The organism is Cellulomonas dongxiuzhuiae (assembly GCF_018623035.1).
In the GTDB taxonomy this organism is placed as follows: domain Bacteria; phylum Actinomycetota; class Actinomycetes; order Actinomycetales; family Cellulomonadaceae; genus Cellulomonas; species Cellulomonas dongxiuzhuiae.
The window spans coordinates 2,364,086-2,379,161 of sequence record NZ_CP076023.1 but is presented as its reverse complement, the minus strand read 5'-3'; the positions used below and the strand labels follow the sequence as shown (position 1 = coordinate 2,379,161).

Here is a 15,076-nt window from a genome sequence, read left to right as displayed (position 1 = left end):
CATCCCGTCCGCGCCCGGACGAACCGGCCGACACGTCCGAGGGTGTGAGTCCCGTGACATTCGTCCCATGACCCCGGTGCGTGGCCCACCCGCCCGCGTCAGCCCGGGTCACGTCCAGGCGAGACCCAGTCGGCGTCGGTATGGTTCCGGCCATGGGTCTGTTCTCGCGTCGGCGCCCGGGCCGGTCGACCTCGCCCGCCGGTGCGCCCGCGGGGCGTGAGGCCCGGGCCGAGACGCTGTCGTACCTGCGGGACTTCGTGGCGACCCGGGTGGGCGTGGAGGCCTACGTCGAGCCGCAGACGAACGTCACCCCGACGACGCTCATGCTCGTCGCGACCGACGGGGAGTGGACGCGGCGCAAGGTCCCCGACGAGCGCGCCGCGGCAGCGCTGGCGCGCGAGCTGCAGATCCCCGTGTACGACGTGCAGCGCACGGGGTACCCGCAGCGGGTGCGCGACTGGAACTCGCGGCAGCGCATCGAGCGCAAGCGCCGCGCGGCGGGACGCGCCTGAGGCGAGCCCCGGCGTCCGACGCCCGAGGGCGCCGGACCGGGACCCGCCCGGCCCGCGTCAGGACGCGCGCTGCTCCAGCAGTCGCAGGAGGGTGCGCACGCCCACGCCCGTGCCGCCGACCGGCGTGTAGCCGAAGGCGGTGCGCTCGTTGAAGGCGGGTCCCGCCACGTCGAGGTGCGCCCACGGCGTCGCCCCGACGAACTCCTGCAGGAAGATGCCGGCCGTGAGCATCCCGCCGAAGCGGTCGCCGATGTTGGCGAGGTCGGCGACCTTCGACTTCAGACCGGCACGCAGGTCGGCCGGGAGCGGCATGGGCCAGAACTGCTCGCCCGCACCGTGGGCGGCGTCGACCAGCTCGCCGCGCGCCTCGTCCGTCCCCATGACGGCCGACACGCGGTGACCGAGGGCGACGACCTGGGCGCCGGTCAGCGTCGCGATGTCGACGACGAGGTCCGGCTTCTCCTCCACGGCGGCCACGAGGCCGTCCGCGAGGACCAGGCGGCCCTCGGCATCGGTGTTGAGCACCTCGACGGTCTTGCCGCCGCGGATCGTGATGACGTCGGACGGGCGCTGCGCCGAGCCCGACGGCATGTTCTCCGCGAGGCACAGCCAGCCGGTCACCGCGACGGGCAGGCCGAGCCTCGCGGCCGCCAGCACGGTGTGCAGCACCGCGGCGGCGCCGGCCATGTCGGACTTCATGGCCTCCATGCCGGCGGCGGGCTTGATCGAGATGCCGCCCGAGTCGAACGTGATGCCCTTGCCGACGAGTGCGACGTGCACCTTCGCCCGGCTCGGTGCGTACGCGACCTTGACGAGGCGCGGCGGGCGCACCGAGCCCTGCCCGACCCCCACGAGGCCGCCGTACCCGCCGGCGGCCAGCGCCTTCTCGTCGAGCACGGTCACCTTGAGGGACTTCGCGCCCGAGGCCTTGACCGCCGCCTTCGCGGCGTCGACGAACGCCGCGGGGAACAGGTCGTTGGGTGCGGCGTTGACCAGGTCGCGCGTCCCGTGCACGGCCGCCGCGAGCACCTCCGCACGTGCCAGGGCGCTCAGGGCCGCCTTGTCGCGCGCGAGGGGCGTCACGACCTCGATGCGGCCGACCGGCCCGTCCTGGACGTGGTAGCGGTCGTAGACGTAGGCGCCGAGCAGCGCGCCCTCGGCGATCGCGGCGACCGCGTCGCTGTCGGCCGCGGGCAGCGCGAGGGCCACCGAGCCCAGGCCGGACAGCTCACGCGTCGCGGCGCCGCTCGCGCGCCGCAGGAGCTCCGCGCCCGCGGGCGTGCCGGCGTCGAGCGGACCCTCACCCAGGCCCGTGACGACCAGGGTCGTCGCGTGCAGGCCCGCGCCCGGCAGGCGGCGGACCTCGTCGACCGCCCCGGTGATGCCCAGGCGTGCGCCGTCCTGCGCGATCTGGCGGGTCAGCTCGGCGGGCAGCCAGTCGGCGCCCACCGGGACCACGGAGGTGCCCTGGACGTGCACGCCCACGACGACCGCGTCGACGTCGAGCTGGCTGGGGTCGGAGGAGGTCAGCGAGATCACGCGTCGATCGTACCGGCGACGCGCGCGGGGCCGGGCAGCCCGCGCGGGCTGACCACGGGCGACGGTAGGTTGTGGACCCGTGCTCGCCCCTCTCGCCCTCCTCGTGGCGGCCCTGTGCCTGGCGCTCGCCGGCTGGGCCGCGTGGTTCGTCGCCGCCGACCGTGCGGTGGTGCTGCGCCAGCTGTGGGGCGGTGCGGTCGTCGAGGGCGTGCTGGTGGTCCAGGCCGTCGTCCTGGGCGTCGTGCAGGCCGGGGGCGGTCAGGACGTCGACGGGTGGCTGCTGTGGGGCTACGTGGTGACGCAGCTCGTCGTGCTGCCCGTCGCCGCGGCCTGGGCGTTCGCCGAGCGCACGCGCTGGAGCTCGGTCGTCCTGCTCGTCGCGGCGCTGACGGTCGCGTTCCTCGAGCTGCGGCTCTGGCAGATCTGGGTGGCCTGAGGCGATGAGCGCGACACCGGGAGCGACGTCAGCCCGCCCGACGGGGTCGGGCGCCGGCCGGCTGCTCGTCGCGGTGTACGGCGTGCTGGCCCTGGCGGCCACCGCACGGGGCCTCTACCAGGTCGGCACCAAGCTGGACGAGGCACCGGTCGCCTACGTGCTGTCCCTCGTGGCCGGGATCGTGTACGTCGTCGCGACGTTCGCGCTCGCCGGTGACCGGCGGACGCTCGCGTGGGCCGCCGTCGGCTTCGAGCTCGTCGGTGTCCTCGTCGTCGGTGCGCTGTCGATGGTCGACGTCGGGGACTTCCCGGACGAGACCGTGTGGTCGCAGCTGGGCGCCGGGTACGGGTACGTGCCGCTGGTGCTGCCGTTCGTCGGCCTGTGGTGGCTGCGGCGCACGGGGCGGCGGACCGTGGACGCCGGGCCGCCGGCACCCCCGCCCGCCGTAGGGTGAGCGCTGTGTACCGGCTGCTCTTCGACCTGGTGTTCCGTCGCATGGACCCCGAGCGCGCGCACGAGGTCGCGTTCGGCCTCATCGGCGCCGTGGGTCGCGTGCCGGGGCTGCGCCGGGTGGTGTCCCTGGCCCTGCGCGTGCCGCGCGGCGACGCCGGGCAGGTCGAGGTCTGGGGGCGCACCCTGCCCGGGCGGTTCGGCCTGGCCGCGGGCTTCGACAAGAACGCCCGCGCGGTCGAGGGCCTGGCGATGCTCGGGTTCGCGTTCGTCGAGATCGGCACCGTCACCGCCCACCCCCAGCCGGGCAACGAGCCGCCGCGGCTGTGGCGCGTCGTCGAGGACCGCGCGCTGCGCAACCGGATGGGCTTCAACAACGAGGGGTCGGCCGCGGTCGCGGCGCGGCTGCGCCGGCTGCGGGCGACGCCGCACGGCCGTGCGCTGGTCGTGGGCGCCAACATCGGCAAGACCAAGGTGACCGCGGCGGCCGACGCGGCCGCCGACTACGCGACGAGCGCCGAGCGCCTCGCGCCGTACGCCGACTACCTCGTCGTCAACGTCTCGTCGCCGAACACGCCCGGGCTGCGGGACCTGCAGGCGGTCGACTCGCTGCGGCCCGTGCTCGTCGCGACCCGGCGCGCGGCCGACGAGGCCACCGCGCGCGCGGGCCGGCGGCCGGTCCCGGTCCTGGTGAAGATCGCTCCCGACCTGTCCGACGACGACGTCGACGCCGTCGCGGACCTGGTGACGGAGCTAAGCCTCGACGGCGTCGTCGCGGTCAACACGACGATCGCCCACGACCTCGGGCCCGGTGGCCTGTCGGGTCCGCCGCTGCTCGAGCGAGGTCTCGACGTGGTGGCGCGCCTGCGCACCCGGCTCGGACCGGACGCCGTGATCATCGGCGTCGGCGGTGTCGGCGGGCCGGCGGACGCGCGCGAGTACCTCGCGGTCGGCGCGACGCTCGTCCAGGCGTACACGGCGTTCGTCTACGAGGGTCCGACGCTGGCCGCGCGCGTCGGGCGCGCGCTCGCCGAGGACGCCGCCGTCACGGCGGGAGCTCGGTGATGGTCGTGCGGCCCCGGTGGCAGTGGCGGCTGGTCGCCGCGGACGGTACCGACGTCGAGCGCCCGGGCAGCCCGGTGTTCCTGGCACGCTTCGAGGCCGAGCAGTGGCTCGGTGAGCACTGGCGAGCCCTCGCACGGCAGGGGGTGCGGCGTGCGGTGCTGCAGAACGACGGCGCGGACCTGCGGCCCGCGGTCGAGCTGCCCGCCGACTGACGTCTCACACGAGCGCGGGCTGCGCTCCCGGCGCCCGGGCCGGTGTCGCGCCGCCGAGCGACGCCCACGCGGCCGCGAGCCCGTCGACAGCCCGCCCCAGCCCGTCGACGGGCTGGGAGAACGGCACCCGCAGGTGGTCGTCGAAGGTGCCGTCCACGCCGAACGCGGGGCCCGGTGCGATGCGGACCCCGTGGCCGTGGGCGAGCGCCGCGAGCGCGGTCGACACCGGCCGGCCCAGGTCGACCCAGGTGGACAGGCCCCCGGCGGGCACGGGCACCTGCCAGTCCGGCAGCGCGCGGGCGAGCAGGGCCACCAGGGCGTCGCGCTGGGCGCGCAGCGCGACGCGGCGCTGCGCGAGCACCTCGTCGGCGCGGGCCAGCAGCTCGACCGTGACGAGCTGGTCGAGCACGGACGTGCCGAGGTCCACGTGCGCGCGGCGCTGCGCGAGCGCCGCGACGAGGTCCGGGTGCCCGCGCACCCAGCCGACGCGCAGCCCTCCCCAGTAGGACTTCGAGGCCGACCCCACGCACACGACGTACCGGTCGGCAGCTCCGGCGCCTGCGAACGGCGGGGGGGTGGCGCCGTCGAGCGTGAGGTCGGTGAGCGTCTCGTCGGCGACGACGACCGTCCGCGTGCGGCGCGCGAGGTCGCGCACCTGCTCGCGGTCCGACGCGGACAGCGACGTCCCGGTGGGGTTGTGATGGTCGGGCACGAGGTACACCAGGCGGGGTGACGCCTGGCGCACCGTGGAGGCGAGCAGGTCGAGGTCGGTGCCCTGCGGCGTCACGGGGACGGGCACGGGCCGGGCGCCGGCGGCCCGTACCGCGTCGATCGCGTGCGGGTAGGTCGGGTGCTCGACGACCGTGCGGTCGCCCGGGCCGGCGAAGGCCCCGGCGAGCAGGTGGATCGCCTGCTGGCCCCCGGTGGTCACGAGGATCTGGTCGGGCGTGGTGGGGACGCCGCGCCGGGTGTAGCGGTCCGCGATCGCGGCGCGCAGCTCGGGCAGACCGAGCGGGAGGTAGCCCGCGCCGCGGGAGTGACGCGGGAGGGCGTCGAGAGCCGCGGCGCACGCCTCGGCCAGCTGCGGGGGAGCGGGCGGTGCCGCGGCCGACATGTCGACGATGCCGTCCTCCACGGTGCCGAGGCGCGTGGGTGCCCGGTCGCCCGCGTGCGAGGGCAGCGTGGTCACGGTCCCCGAACCGCGCCTGCTGACGAGGAAGCCCTCGTCGCGCAGCAGGTCGTACGCGGCGGTGACGGTGGTGCGGGACAGCCCGAGGGCCTCGGCGACCTCGCGCTCACCGGGCAGCCGCGTCGCCAGGGGCAGCGTCCCGGAGCGCGTCAGCCCCCGCAGCCCGTCGGCCAGCGCCTGGTAGGCGGGGCCGTGGTGCTGCCACGAGCCGAGCAGCGCCCGGAGCCGCGCCCCGTTGACCCGACGATCCATGTTCACCGACATGAGGCCACTATCGGGGAAGTGGATATGGATGACAAGGCCACTACCAGGGAAGGTAGGGCCATGATGTGGCTCGTGGTCACCCCCTCGCTCACGCTCGTCGTCCTCGCCGTGCTGGTCCGTACGGTGCGCGCCGACGGGCTCGGCCACCGCCCCCCTCCGCCCAGCCGTCCGGGCGCCGAGCGGGACCGGGCGTGGTGAGGACCGGCCCGGACGACGTGCGAGCAGGACGCCGCCCGGCGCGCCGGGCGCCTGCGGGCGTCGGCCGCGGTGCCCGCCTGGTCGCGGGTCTCGTCCTGTATGCCGCCTCCATCGCGCTGCTCGTGCACCCGCAGCTCGGTTCGATGCCCTGGGACGTCCTCGGGCAAGGTGTCGCGCGCGTGTCCGGGTGGACGTTCGGCACGGCGACGGTCGTGATCTCCCTCGTCGTCCTCGTGTGCTGGGTGCCGCTGCGGCAACGGCCCGGCGTGGGGACCGTCGCCAACGTGCTCGTCATCGGTGCCCTCGTGGACCCGTTCCTCGCCCTGGCCGCGCTGCTGCCCGAGCCGCTGCCGCTCGCCGTCCGCGGTGCGATGGTCGTGCTCGGCATCGCGCTCAACGCGGTGGCGACGGCGCTGTACGTCGGGGCGCGCCTCGGCCCGGGCCCGCGCGACGGGCTCATGACGGGCCTGGTCGCACGGACCGGGGGGCCGGTCCGGCTGGTGCGCAGCGTGATCGAGGTCGTGGTCGTGGCGGCGGGCTGGGCGCTCGGCGGGACCGTGGGGCTCGGCACGCTCGCGTACGCGCTGGCGATCGGGCCTCTCGTCCACGTGCTGCTGCCGCGCCTCACGGTGCCCGCCGACGGGTAGCCTGACCAGCAGGGCGACGTCGGTCGAGGAGGGCCATGCACACGGTCGGGGCAGTGGTGGACGGCTTCGAGCTGGCCCCGTCGGGCGAGTGGGTGCGCGTCTCGCCGACCGCCGGATCGCCGTACCGGCTCGGCGACGTCGTCGACGGCCACATGCTCGACGCCGACCTGACCTGGGTCGCGCTGCGGCGCACGCCGGCCGCCCCGTACGTCGCCGGCGACGTCGTCGACGGGTACGTGCTCACGCCCGACGGGGAGTGGGTGCCGCTCGAGTCGCGCGTGCGTCCACGTGCTGCCGCGTCGTCGACGCGCCGGCAGCCCACGCCGGCCGTCCCGGTGGGGACCGGCGCCCGCGGGGAGCAGTCGGCCGCGCAGCGCTCCGCGCAGCGGGCCGCCGAGCACCAGCTCGCGGGGGAGCGGGCGGCGGCTGACCGGCGGGCGGTGTCCCAGGAGGCCTCGGCGGAGCACCGGGCGACCGAGAACCGCGCCGCCGACGCGCGCGCGGCGGCAGGGCGGGCCGCCGAGCGCGCCACCGCGCGGGAGGCCGGTGCCGCCCGCCCGCGGCAGGCGGCACGGGTGCCGTCGCAGGAGGCCCCCGCGACGCCGGCCCGACGCGCCTACCGCGTGGGCGACATCGTCAACGGCCACGTGCTCACGCCGGACCACAGGTGGGTGCCGGTGGGCGGCGCGCCGTCGCAGTCCGCGCGGCAGCCGGCCCAGCAGCAGGCTCGGCCGGCGGGGCAGCAGCCCTCACGGCGCAGCGGGCTGCCGCCGATCGTGCCGCTGCTGGTCGTCGGCTTCGTCGTGCTGCAGGCCCTGCGGGCCTGCGCCGGCTGACAGGCGGGCGCGACGGCCGGAGTCGTCCCGCGCGGTCAGGCCGGGTGCTGCCCGTGCTTGACCTGGGGCTTCGGCAGCCGCGACGGCCGCACCTGGAAGGCCCGCAGCACGGCGTACATCATCAGGCCCCGCGGCAGCGTGGACTCGCCGAACTTCACCGTGAGCCGCTTCTTGAGGCCGCGCCACATGATCCACGCGTCGACCACGGACGCCAGGATGTAGACGTAGAGCAGCACGAGCGACGCGAAAGCGACGACCGGTGCGCCGCGCGCGGTGACGAACTGCAGGACGAGGAAGGCGGCCGCGAGCGGCAGGAACAGCTCGCCCAGGTTCCACCGCGCGTCCACGCTGTCACGCACGTAGCGGCGGACCGGTCCGCGGTCACGGGCCGGCATGTGCCGCTCGTCCCCGTTCCGCATCGCCTGGTACTCGAGGTCGCGCTGGACGCGTGCCTTCACCCTGGCGTCCTTCGCGGCGGCGCGACGGTCGGCCGGGACGAGCGGGCGCCGGTTGCGCGCCTCCGACTCCTTGCGCCGGGGCGTCGGTCGGCCCTTGCCCTGGGGCGCCGGCTGAGGGGGCTCCGGGACGAGCGGTGCGTCGACCTCGGGCGGGGGATCCTGCTTGCGTCCGAACACCCCCCCAGGGTAGTCGAGTAGCGTCGTGAGACGTGACCACCGCCGACCCCGTCCCTTCCCCGACCGACGAGCGCGTCGCGACGCTGCGCGAGCGCGTCGCCGCCCAGTTCGCCGACGTGCGCGCCGACCTCGAGGCGCTCGTCCGCATCCCGAGCGTGTCGAACGCCGAGTTCGACCAGGCGCACGTCGAGGCCTCGGCGTCCGCCGTCGCGCGGCTCCTGTCGGACGCCGGCATGCCGCAGGTCGACGTGCTGCGCGTCACCACCCGTCGCGGCGTCACGGGTGCCCCGGCGGTCGTCGCGCGCCGCCCCGCGCCCGCCGGCGCCCCGACGGTCCTGCTGTACGCGCACCACGACGTGCAGCCGCCCGGGGACGCCGCGCACTGGTCGACCGCTCCCTTCGAGCCCACGCAGCGCGGCGACCGGCTGCACGGGCGCGGTGCCGCGGACGACAAGGCGGGCGTCGTCGCGCACGTCGGTGCGCTGCGCGCCCTCGGCGACGAGCTGGGCGTGGGGGTCACGGTCTTCGTCGAGGGGGAGGAGGAGATCGGGTCGCCGACGTTCGTCGAGTTCCTGCACGCGCACCGTGACCTGCTCGCCGCCGACGTCATCGTCGTGGCGGACTCGTCCAACTGGAAGGTGGGCGTCCCCGGGCTGACGACCTCGCTGCGCGGCCTGGTCGACCTGGTCGTCGACGTCGAGGTCCTCGACCACGCCGTCCACTCCGGCATGTTCGGCGGGCCGATCCTCGACGCCCCGACGCTGCTGGCGCGGCTCATCGCGACGCTGCACGACGACCGGGGCGACGTCGCGGTCGCCGGTCTGGTGCACGCGGCCGACCCGACCGTCGACTACGACGAGGCGGACCTGCGCGCCGATGCCGGTGTGCTCGACGGCGTGCGACTGGCCGGTACCGGGCCGCTCACGGCGCGCCTGTGGACGCGCCCCGCGATCGGTGTCATCGGTCTCGACGCGCCGCGGGTCGCGAGCGCGTCCAACACCCTGACGCCTCGTGCGTCCGCCAAGCTGTCCGTGCGCCTGGCGCCGGGGCAGGACCCGGCCGCGGCGATGGCCGCCGTGCGCGAGCACCTCCTGACGCACGCCCCGTTCGGTGCGCGTGTCACCGTGCACGAGGGCGAGCAGGGCCGTCCGTTCCAGGCGCCGACCGACTCGCCCGGCATGCAGGCCGCGCGCTGGGCGATGGGCACCGCGTGGGGCACGCCGCCCGTCGACATCGGTGTGGGTGGCTCCATCCCGTTCATCAGCGACCTGCTCGACGTGTACCCCGACGCGACCATCCTCGTCACGGGGGTCGAGGACCCCGACTCGCGCGCCCACGGCGCCGACGAGTCGGTGCACCTCGGTGAGCTCGAGCGCGTCGTGCTGGCCGAGGCGCTGCTGCTGGAGGTGCTGGCGCCTCGCACCTGAGGACGCCGGCCCGCGGTCGGCCGGTGCGAGCCGGCCGCCGCGGGTCGCCTCAGCGGTGCGCGACGTCGACGGCGCGCGCCCAGGCGGCCACGTCGTCGGGCAGCGCGGGGCTCTCCCGCTCGCCCGGGTCGATCGCCGCGACCACGTCGGCCGGGGCGATGCGGTCGCCCGCACGGGACAGGAACCGGCCCGCGACCCAGCCCCGCGCGACGAGCTGCCCCCCGCACTCGACGACCTGCTCGAGGTAGACGACGCGCCGATCCCAGCCGATCACCCGCGTCGTGACCGTGAACCGCTGCCCGAGCGTGAGGGAACGGCGGTACGTCATCGTCGACGCCGCGACCACGGGGTACCAGCCGCGGGCCGAGAGCCTGCCGAACGCCCCCAGGTCCGCGAGGTAGTTCGACCGGCCGAGATCGAGGTACTGCAGGTAGACCCCGTTGTTGACGTGGCGGTAGAGGTCGAGGTCGCCGAGCCGCACGCGCAGGTGCGTGACCGACGGGTCGAGCAGGTCCCGGCCCACGACGGCGCGGCGCGGGCGGAGGGTGACGAGGGCGAGCTGCAGCATCCGGGACACCGTCGGTACGTTACCGACCGGCAGCGTCGGGCGGCGCCCGCCCTGCCGGCCGTCAGACGGGCGGTGCGGGGTCGTACTGGATGCCGCGCCGCACGAGCCGGGCCGTCGCCCGCGACTCCAGGCGCGCCACCAGGTGCAGCGCCATGTCGATCCCGGCGGAGACCCCCGCCGACGTGACGACGTCGCCGTCGTCGACGAAGCGCGCGTCGGTGTCGACGAGCACGCTCCGGTCGGCGGACGCGAGGGCGTCCAGGTGCTCGTGGTGGGTCGTCGCCGGCCGCCCCGTGAGCAGTCCGGCCGCCGCGAAGACCAGTGATCCCGTGCACACGCTCGTCATGAGCGGCGTGCGCGCCCGCATGCTCCGCACCCACGCCAGGTGCGACGGGTCGACCATGAGGTGCCGCGTCCCGTGCCCGCCCGGGTGCACGAGCACGGTCAGCCGGCCCACCTGCTCGGCGCTCGTGTCCGGGACCAGACCCAGCCCCTTCGCGCAGCGCACCCCGGCACCGTCGGCGGAGAACGTCAGCACGTCGGGCCGCAGGGGGCTCTGCCGCGCCCATGACGCCAGCACCTCCCACGGACCGACGACGTCGAGCGCCTCGACCCCGTCGAACACGAAGATGCCCACACGCAGCGGGGACTCGGTCATCGGCTACCCCCTCGGGCCGTCCGGGTGGTGCGGGGTGTCAGCGCCCCGGCAGCGCGAGCATCTGGTCCAGCGCCACGCGGGCCCAGTGCGCGTCGTCCGGGTCGACCACGATGCGGTTGGGCACACGGCCCTCGACCAGGGACTCCAGGGCCCACACCAGGTGCGGCAGGTCGATCCGGTTCATGGTCGAGCAGAAGCACACGGTGGAGTCGAGGTAGTGCACGGTCAGCTCGGGGTGGGCGGCGGCCAGGCGGCGCACCAGGTTGAGCTCGGTGCCGATCGCCCACGACGTCCCCGGCTCGGCAGCGTCGAGCGCCCGGATGATGTACTCGGTGGAGCCGACGAGGTCGGCCGCCGTGACGACCTCGTGCGTGCACTCGGGGTGGACCATGACGGTCACGCCGGGGACGGCGGCCCGCACGTCCGCCACGTTGCGCGCAGAGAACCGGCCGTGCACCGAGCAGTGACCGCGCCACAGGATCATGCGGGCGTCGCGCAGCTGCGCCGCGGTCAGGCCCCCACCCGGCTTGCGGGGGTCGAAGACCACGCAGTCCTCGAGCGACAGGCCGAGCCCCCGTACCGCGGTGTTGCGGCCCAGGTGCTGGTCCGGCATGAACAGCACCTTGCCGCGGCCGCCCACGCCGCCGACCTTGTCGAAGGCCCAGCGCAGCGCGACGTCGGCGTTCGACGAGGTGCACACCGTGCCGCCGTGGCGTCCCGTGAACGCCTTGATGGCCGCGGTCGAGTTCATGTACGTCACCGGCACGGTGTCCTGCGCGACGCCCGCGTCGACCAGCACGTCCCACGCGTCCTCGACCTGGTCGATCGCCGCCATGTCGGCCATCGAGCAGCCGGCGGCCAGGTCGGGCAGGACCACCTGCTGCGTGGCCGACGTGAGGATGTCCGCCGACTCCGCCATGAAGTGGACGCCGCAGAACACGACGAACTCGGCCTCGGGCCGCGCGGCGGCCTCGCGCGCGAGCTTGAACGAGTCGCCCGTCACGTCGGCGAACGCGATGACCTCGTCGCGCTGGTAGTGGTGCCCGAGCACGAAGGCCCGGTCACCCAGCGTGGCGCGGGCGGCACGTGCCCGGGCCACGAGCGTGGGGTCGCCGGGCTCGGGCAGGGCTCCGACGCACTCGACGCCGCGCTCCGACGCCAGGTCGACGCCGCGGCCGAGCAGCAGCAGAGCGGAGGGGGCGGGCTCGGTGAACGTGCCGATGGTGGTGCTCACGGCCGAATGATCCCACAGCGGGCACGCACGCGGCGGGAGCCCGGCCGGCCCGTGTCCGGGCGCCGCGCCCCGCCTCGCGTCGGCGGCCGCGTGGTCCCGGCACCCCCGGCCACGTGCCACCATCGGTCCGTGCGCGTCCTCCTGGCCCCCGACGGCTTCGGTACCAGCCTCACGCCCGCCGAGGCCGCGGAGGTCCTGCGGCTCGGCTGGGCCGACGGCGCGCCGCACGACACGGTGGACGTGTGCCCGCTGGCCGACGGCGGGCCCGGCTTCGTCGCGACGCTGCACGCCACGCTCGGCGGTGACCTCGTGCCCGTGACCGTCACCTCCCCGGTCGGCGAGCCGGCACCCGCCGCCCTGCTGCGCGTCGGCGCGACCGTCCACATCGAGTCGGCGCACGCCCTGGGCCTCGCTCTCGTCCCGCCCCACCTGCGGGATCCCTCGCGGACCACCAGCCGCGGCGCGGGCGAGCTGCTCGCGGCGGCGCTCCCGGGCGCGCAGCGCGTCGTCGTGGGGCTCGGCGGGTCGGCCACCAACGACGCGGGCGCCGGGCTCCTGGCGGCGCTCGCGGACGCGCTGCTGCCGGCCGGCTCGGTGGCGCCCGACGTCGCAGCACGGCTCGGCAGCGGCGGCGGGGCGCTCGGCGACGTCAGCGCCGAGGACCTGCGCTGGCTGCCGGACCTGCGTGCGGCGCTGCGCACGGTGGACCTGCTCGCGGCGGTCGACGTCGACGTGCCGCTGCTGGGCCTGCAGGGCGCGTCGGCCGGGTTCTCCCCGCAGAAGGGCGCCACGCCGCAGCAGGCGCAGGACCTCGAGCGCGCGCTCGGCTCCTTCGCGCACGCGGCGACGACCGCGCTCGGCCCGGTGCGCACCGGCCCGGGCGCCGACCTGCTCGGTGCGCCCGACGCGCGCGGTGGTCGGCTGTCGGCGCTGCCGGGTGCGGGCGCCGCGGGAGGCGTGGGGTTCGCCCTCGCGCTGCTCGGGGCGCGCCTGCTGCCGGGTGCCCGCCTCGTCGCCGACGCCGTGGACCTGCCGGCGCGCATCGCCGCGCACGACCTCGTCGTCACGGGCGAGGGCCGCACCGACTGGCAGTCGCTGCACGGCAAGGTCGTGGCGGAGGTGGCGGCGCGCGCGCTGCCGTTCGCGGTGCCGGTGGTCGTCGTGTCGGGCGAGGTGCTCGTGGGCCGCCGCGAGCTCTCGGCCGCGGGCGTGACCGCCGCGTACGCGGTTGCGGAGCGCCCCGGTGCCGTGCAGGCGGCGCTCGCCGACCCGGCGGGGACCCTGCGGGTCCGCGCGGCCCGTGTGGCACGCACGTGGTCGCCCGCGCGAGCCACGTGACGGTCCGCGTCCGGCGTCCCGGTGCGACCGCGACGGGCACCCCGGACCTCGTCCGCGGCGCAGCGTAGGCTGGACGGGAACAACGTTCCGAGCGACGGTGTTGGCGTCGAGGAAGAACGTTCTGGCGAACCCGGGAGTGACATGAGCGAGACCACGCAGACCGCGACGCACGGCGTCCAGCTCACCGACGTGGCTGCCGGCAAGGTGCGCAGCCTGCTCGAGCAGGAGGGGCGCGACGACCTGCGCCTGCGCGTCGCCGTGCAGCCCGGCGGGTGCTCGGGCCTGATCTACCAGCTCTACTTCGACGAGCGTCTGCTCGACGGTGACGCGACGCGCGACTACGACGGCGTCGAGGTCGTGGTGGACCGCATGAGCGTCCCGTACCTCGACGGCGCGACGATCGACTTCGCGGACACGATCGAGAAGCAGGGCTTCACGATCGACAACCCCAACGCGGGCAGCGCCTGCGCGTGCGGCGGCTCCTTCAGCTGACGCGACCCGTCCGTCCCACGGGCCCGTACCCCTCGGGGTGCGGGCCCGTGCGCGTCCTCCCGGTCGTGCAGGCCCGGGACGCTCAGGCGCCCAGTGCGGCGCGCACGTCGGCGACGGCCCGGGGGAGCTCGTCGCAGAACCGGTGCACGTCGGCCGCGTCGACGTCCGGGTGCAGGGACAGCCGCACGTTGCCCTGCGTGAGCACCCCCATCGCCGCCAGCACGTGGCTCGGCTCGAGGGTGCTCGACGTGCACGCGGAACCGGAGCCGACCCCGAAGCCGACGCGGTCCAGGCGGTCGACGATCGCCTCGCCGTCGACGTAGAGGCAGGAGAACGTCACGACGTGCGGCAGCCGGTCCACCGGGTCGCCGACGACCTGGACGTCGGGCACCTCGGCTGCGACACGGCGGCGGACGACGTCGACGAGCGCCCGCCGGTGGGCGTCGGCGGCGTCGCGCCGGGCCACCGCCTCCTGCAGCGCCACCGCAGCCGCCAGCGCCACCGGCACGTGGACGCCGCCGGGCGACCAGCGGTCGTCGTCCTCCGGCCAGTCCGGGCTGCGGCGCACGCCGGTCCGCGTGACGACCACGCCGAGCGGCGGCCCGCCCCAGTCGCCCGCGTCGGCCACCATGACGTCACCGGCCCGGCCGACGTCGACGTGCCCCGCGCTCGCGCCCACGTCCACCAGCAAGGGCACCCCCGCCGCCCGCAGGGCCGCGTGCACGTCGTCGACGGGCTGCCGCGTGCCCACCTCGCCGTTGGCGTGCTGCAGCACCGCGAGCGCCGTGCCCGGGCCCGCTGCCGCGACGAGCTCGGCCGGGTCGACCCGACCGAACTCGTCGACCGCGACCGTGCGTACCCGACCGCCGTCCCGCGTCGCGACGAACGCGGCGGCATGGTGCACCGCGGCGCGCTCCACGGCGCTCACCACGACGTCCGTCCCCGCACGGCGCCGGCCGCGGGCGACCGAGCGGACGGCGCCGTGCAGCGCGAGCGTGTGCGTGGGCAGGAGGTCGACCTCGTCGGGCCGGGCGCCGAGCGACGCGGCGAGCGCCTCGCGGGCACCGTCGAGGAGCAGCCGCGCGCGGCGCCCCTCGGCGAACAGGCGTCGCGGGTCGGCCCAGCCCTGGTCGAGCGCCTCGAGGAGTGCCGCCCGCGCCGGGGCGCGCAACGGCGCGTGGCCGGCGACGTCGAGCACGACGCGGCGCGCGCGTGCCGCGGGCGGGGTGGACCCGGGAGTGCTCACGCGGGCACGCTAGCCGGTCCGCCGTGCCGCACGGTCGCCGGGCCGACGGTGGACGGTGTGTGACGGTGCTGACACCACGTCGTCAAACGTGCGCCGCAGCACGTGGGGGCTGCCGGGGGGCGCTAGGCTG

Annotated in this window: 18 protein-coding genes; 11 read left to right on the top strand and 7 right to left on the bottom strand. The window is 76.2% G+C overall.

The features are described 5' to 3' along the window. Positions 1 to 152: 152 nt before the first annotated feature. Positions 153 to 512 carry an oxidoreductase gene (locus tag KKR89_RS10640; protein ID WP_208195321.1) on the top strand — a complete coding sequence of 120 codons (360 nt, stop codon included), beginning with the start codon at positions 153 to 155 and terminating at the stop codon, positions 510 to 512. Between the two features lie 57 nt (positions 513 to 569). On the opposite strand, the gene KKR89_RS10635 is transcribed toward KKR89_RS10640, so the two are convergent. Beyond that, positions 570 to 2,051, bottom strand: coding sequence for a leucyl aminopeptidase (locus KKR89_RS10635; RefSeq protein WP_208195320.1), 1,482 nt, complete (start codon positions 2,049 to 2,051; stop codon positions 570 to 572). A gap of 79 nt (positions 2,052 to 2,130) precedes the next feature. Between KKR89_RS10635 and KKR89_RS10630 the strand changes: the two genes are divergently transcribed. From KKR89_RS10630 to KKR89_RS10615, 4 genes are read left to right on the top strand one after another with little or no spacing between them, the layout of a single operon-like run. Then, positions 2,131 to 2,487 (top strand): hypothetical protein, encoded by a 357-nt coding sequence (locus KKR89_RS10630; protein WP_208195319.1) that lies wholly within the window; start codon positions 2,131 to 2,133, stop codon positions 2,485 to 2,487. Positions 2,488 to 2,491: 4 nt separating this feature from the next. After that, a complete protein-coding gene (locus KKR89_RS10625; protein ID WP_208195318.1) occupies positions 2,492 to 2,941 on the top strand; it encodes a hypothetical protein in 450 nt (149 codons plus the stop codon). 5 nt (positions 2,942 to 2,946) lie between these two features. Beyond that, complete coding sequence (locus KKR89_RS10620; protein ID WP_208195317.1) at positions 2,947 to 4,002, top strand: quinone-dependent dihydroorotate dehydrogenase; 1,056 nt, start codon at positions 2,947 to 2,949, stop codon at positions 4,000 to 4,002. Next, positions 4,002 to 4,214 (top strand): hypothetical protein, encoded by a 213-nt coding sequence (locus KKR89_RS10615; protein WP_208195316.1) that lies wholly within the window; start codon positions 4,002 to 4,004, stop codon positions 4,212 to 4,214. Before KKR89_RS10620 ends, KKR89_RS10615 begins: the two co-directional genes overlap by 1 nt. A 4-nt stretch (positions 4,215 to 4,218) precedes the next feature. Here KKR89_RS10615 and yczR read toward each other — a convergent pair whose 3' ends face one another. Beyond that, positions 4,219 to 5,655, bottom strand: coding sequence for a MocR-like transcription factor YczR (yczR, locus tag KKR89_RS10610; protein ID WP_243882405.1), 1,437 nt, complete (start codon positions 5,653 to 5,655; stop codon positions 4,219 to 4,221). Positions 5,656 to 5,727: 72 nt separating this feature from the next. On the opposite strand from yczR, the gene KKR89_RS10605 reads away from it, so the two are divergent. Genes KKR89_RS10605 through KKR89_RS10595 form a run of 3 tightly spaced genes read left to right on the top strand, consistent with a single transcriptional unit; the run spans position 5,728 to position 7,348 of the window. Further along, positions 5,728 to 5,865, top strand: coding sequence for a hypothetical protein (locus tag KKR89_RS10605; protein ID WP_208195314.1), 138 nt, complete (start codon positions 5,728 to 5,730; stop codon positions 5,863 to 5,865). Next, positions 5,859 to 6,512, top strand: a complete 654-nt coding sequence (gene yczE, locus KKR89_RS10600) for a membrane protein YczE (protein WP_307802204.1) — start codon at positions 5,859 to 5,861, stop codon at positions 6,510 to 6,512. Before KKR89_RS10605 ends, yczE begins: the two co-directional genes overlap by 7 nt. A gap of 35 nt (positions 6,513 to 6,547) precedes the next feature. Then, a complete protein-coding gene (locus tag KKR89_RS10595; RefSeq protein ID WP_208195313.1) occupies positions 6,548 to 7,348 on the top strand; it encodes a hypothetical protein in 801 nt (266 codons plus the stop codon). Between the two features lie 35 nt (positions 7,349 to 7,383). Here KKR89_RS10595 and KKR89_RS10590 read toward each other — a convergent pair whose 3' ends face one another. Continuing rightward, positions 7,384 to 7,983, bottom strand: coding sequence for a DUF3043 domain-containing protein (locus tag KKR89_RS10590; RefSeq protein WP_208195312.1), 600 nt, complete (start codon positions 7,981 to 7,983; stop codon positions 7,384 to 7,386). 32 nt (positions 7,984 to 8,015) lie between these two features. Between KKR89_RS10590 and KKR89_RS10585 the strand changes: the two genes are divergently transcribed. After that, on the top strand, positions 8,016 to 9,410 hold the full coding sequence (locus KKR89_RS10585) for a dipeptidase (RefSeq protein ID WP_208195311.1): 1,395 nt from the start codon (positions 8,016 to 8,018) through the stop codon (positions 9,408 to 9,410). Positions 9,411 to 9,459: 49 nt separating this feature from the next. Here the strand turns inward: KKR89_RS10585 and KKR89_RS10580 are convergent, their stop codons facing one another. From KKR89_RS10580 to nadA, 3 genes are all read right to left on the bottom strand, one after another. Beyond that, positions 9,460 to 9,978, bottom strand: a complete 519-nt coding sequence (locus KKR89_RS10580; protein WP_208195310.1) for an acyl-CoA thioesterase — start codon at positions 9,976 to 9,978, stop codon at positions 9,460 to 9,462. 61 nt (positions 9,979 to 10,039) lie between these two features. Beyond that, positions 10,040 to 10,636: a DJ-1/PfpI family protein gene (locus KKR89_RS10575; protein WP_208195309.1), complete on the bottom strand. Its 597-nt coding sequence runs from the start codon at positions 10,634 to 10,636 to the stop codon at positions 10,040 to 10,042. A 37-nt stretch (positions 10,637 to 10,673) separates the two neighbouring features. Continuing rightward, positions 10,674 to 11,870: a quinolinate synthase NadA gene (gene nadA, locus KKR89_RS10570; RefSeq protein WP_208195308.1), complete on the bottom strand. Its 1,197-nt coding sequence runs from the start codon at positions 11,868 to 11,870 to the stop codon at positions 10,674 to 10,676. A gap of 129 nt (positions 11,871 to 11,999) precedes the next feature. On the opposite strand from nadA, the gene KKR89_RS10565 reads away from it, so the two are divergent. After that, a complete protein-coding gene (locus KKR89_RS10565) occupies positions 12,000 to 13,208 on the top strand; it encodes a glycerate kinase family protein (RefSeq protein WP_251140851.1) in 1,209 nt (402 codons plus the stop codon). 141 nt (positions 13,209 to 13,349) lie between these two features. Continuing rightward, positions 13,350 to 13,700 (top strand): iron-sulfur cluster insertion protein ErpA, encoded by a 351-nt coding sequence (erpA, locus tag KKR89_RS10560; RefSeq protein ID WP_013117313.1) that lies wholly within the window; start codon positions 13,350 to 13,352, stop codon positions 13,698 to 13,700. Between the two features lie 82 nt (positions 13,701 to 13,782). Here erpA and KKR89_RS10555 read toward each other — a convergent pair whose 3' ends face one another. Beyond that, complete coding sequence (locus KKR89_RS10555; RefSeq protein ID WP_307802203.1) at positions 13,783 to 14,946, bottom strand: cysteine desulfurase family protein; 1,164 nt, start codon at positions 14,944 to 14,946, stop codon at positions 13,783 to 13,785. Positions 14,947 to 15,076: the final 130 nt, after the last annotated feature.

Excerpts from the sequence above, each read along its gene's own strand:
- KKR89_RS10640 (WP_208195321.1), top strand. The coding sequence starts at position 153 with ATGGGTCTGTTCTCGCGTCGGCGCCCGGGCCGGTCGACCTCGCCCGCC.
- KKR89_RS10625 (WP_208195318.1), top strand. The coding sequence starts at position 2,492 with ATGAGCGCGACACCGGGAGCGACGTCAGCCCGCCCGACGGGGTCGGGC.
- KKR89_RS10615 (WP_208195316.1), top strand. The coding sequence starts at position 4,002 with ATGGTCGTGCGGCCCCGGTGGCAGTGGCGGCTGGTCGCCGCGGACGGT.
- yczR (WP_243882405.1), bottom strand. The coding sequence starts at position 5,655 with ATGGATCGTCGGGTCAACGGGGCGCGGCTCCGGGCGCTGCTCGGCTCG.
- KKR89_RS10605 (WP_208195314.1), top strand. The coding sequence starts at position 5,728 with ATGATGTGGCTCGTGGTCACCCCCTCGCTCACGCTCGTCGTCCTCGCC.
- KKR89_RS10595 (WP_208195313.1), top strand. The coding sequence starts at position 6,548 with ATGCACACGGTCGGGGCAGTGGTGGACGGCTTCGAGCTGGCCCCGTCG.
- KKR89_RS10580 (WP_208195310.1), bottom strand. The coding sequence starts at position 9,978 with ATGCTGCAGCTCGCCCTCGTCACCCTCCGCCCGCGCCGCGCCGTCGTG.
- KKR89_RS10575 (WP_208195309.1), bottom strand. The coding sequence starts at position 10,636 with ATGACCGAGTCCCCGCTGCGTGTGGGCATCTTCGTGTTCGACGGGGTC.
- erpA (WP_013117313.1), top strand. The coding sequence starts at position 13,350 with ATGAGCGAGACCACGCAGACCGCGACGCACGGCGTCCAGCTCACCGAC.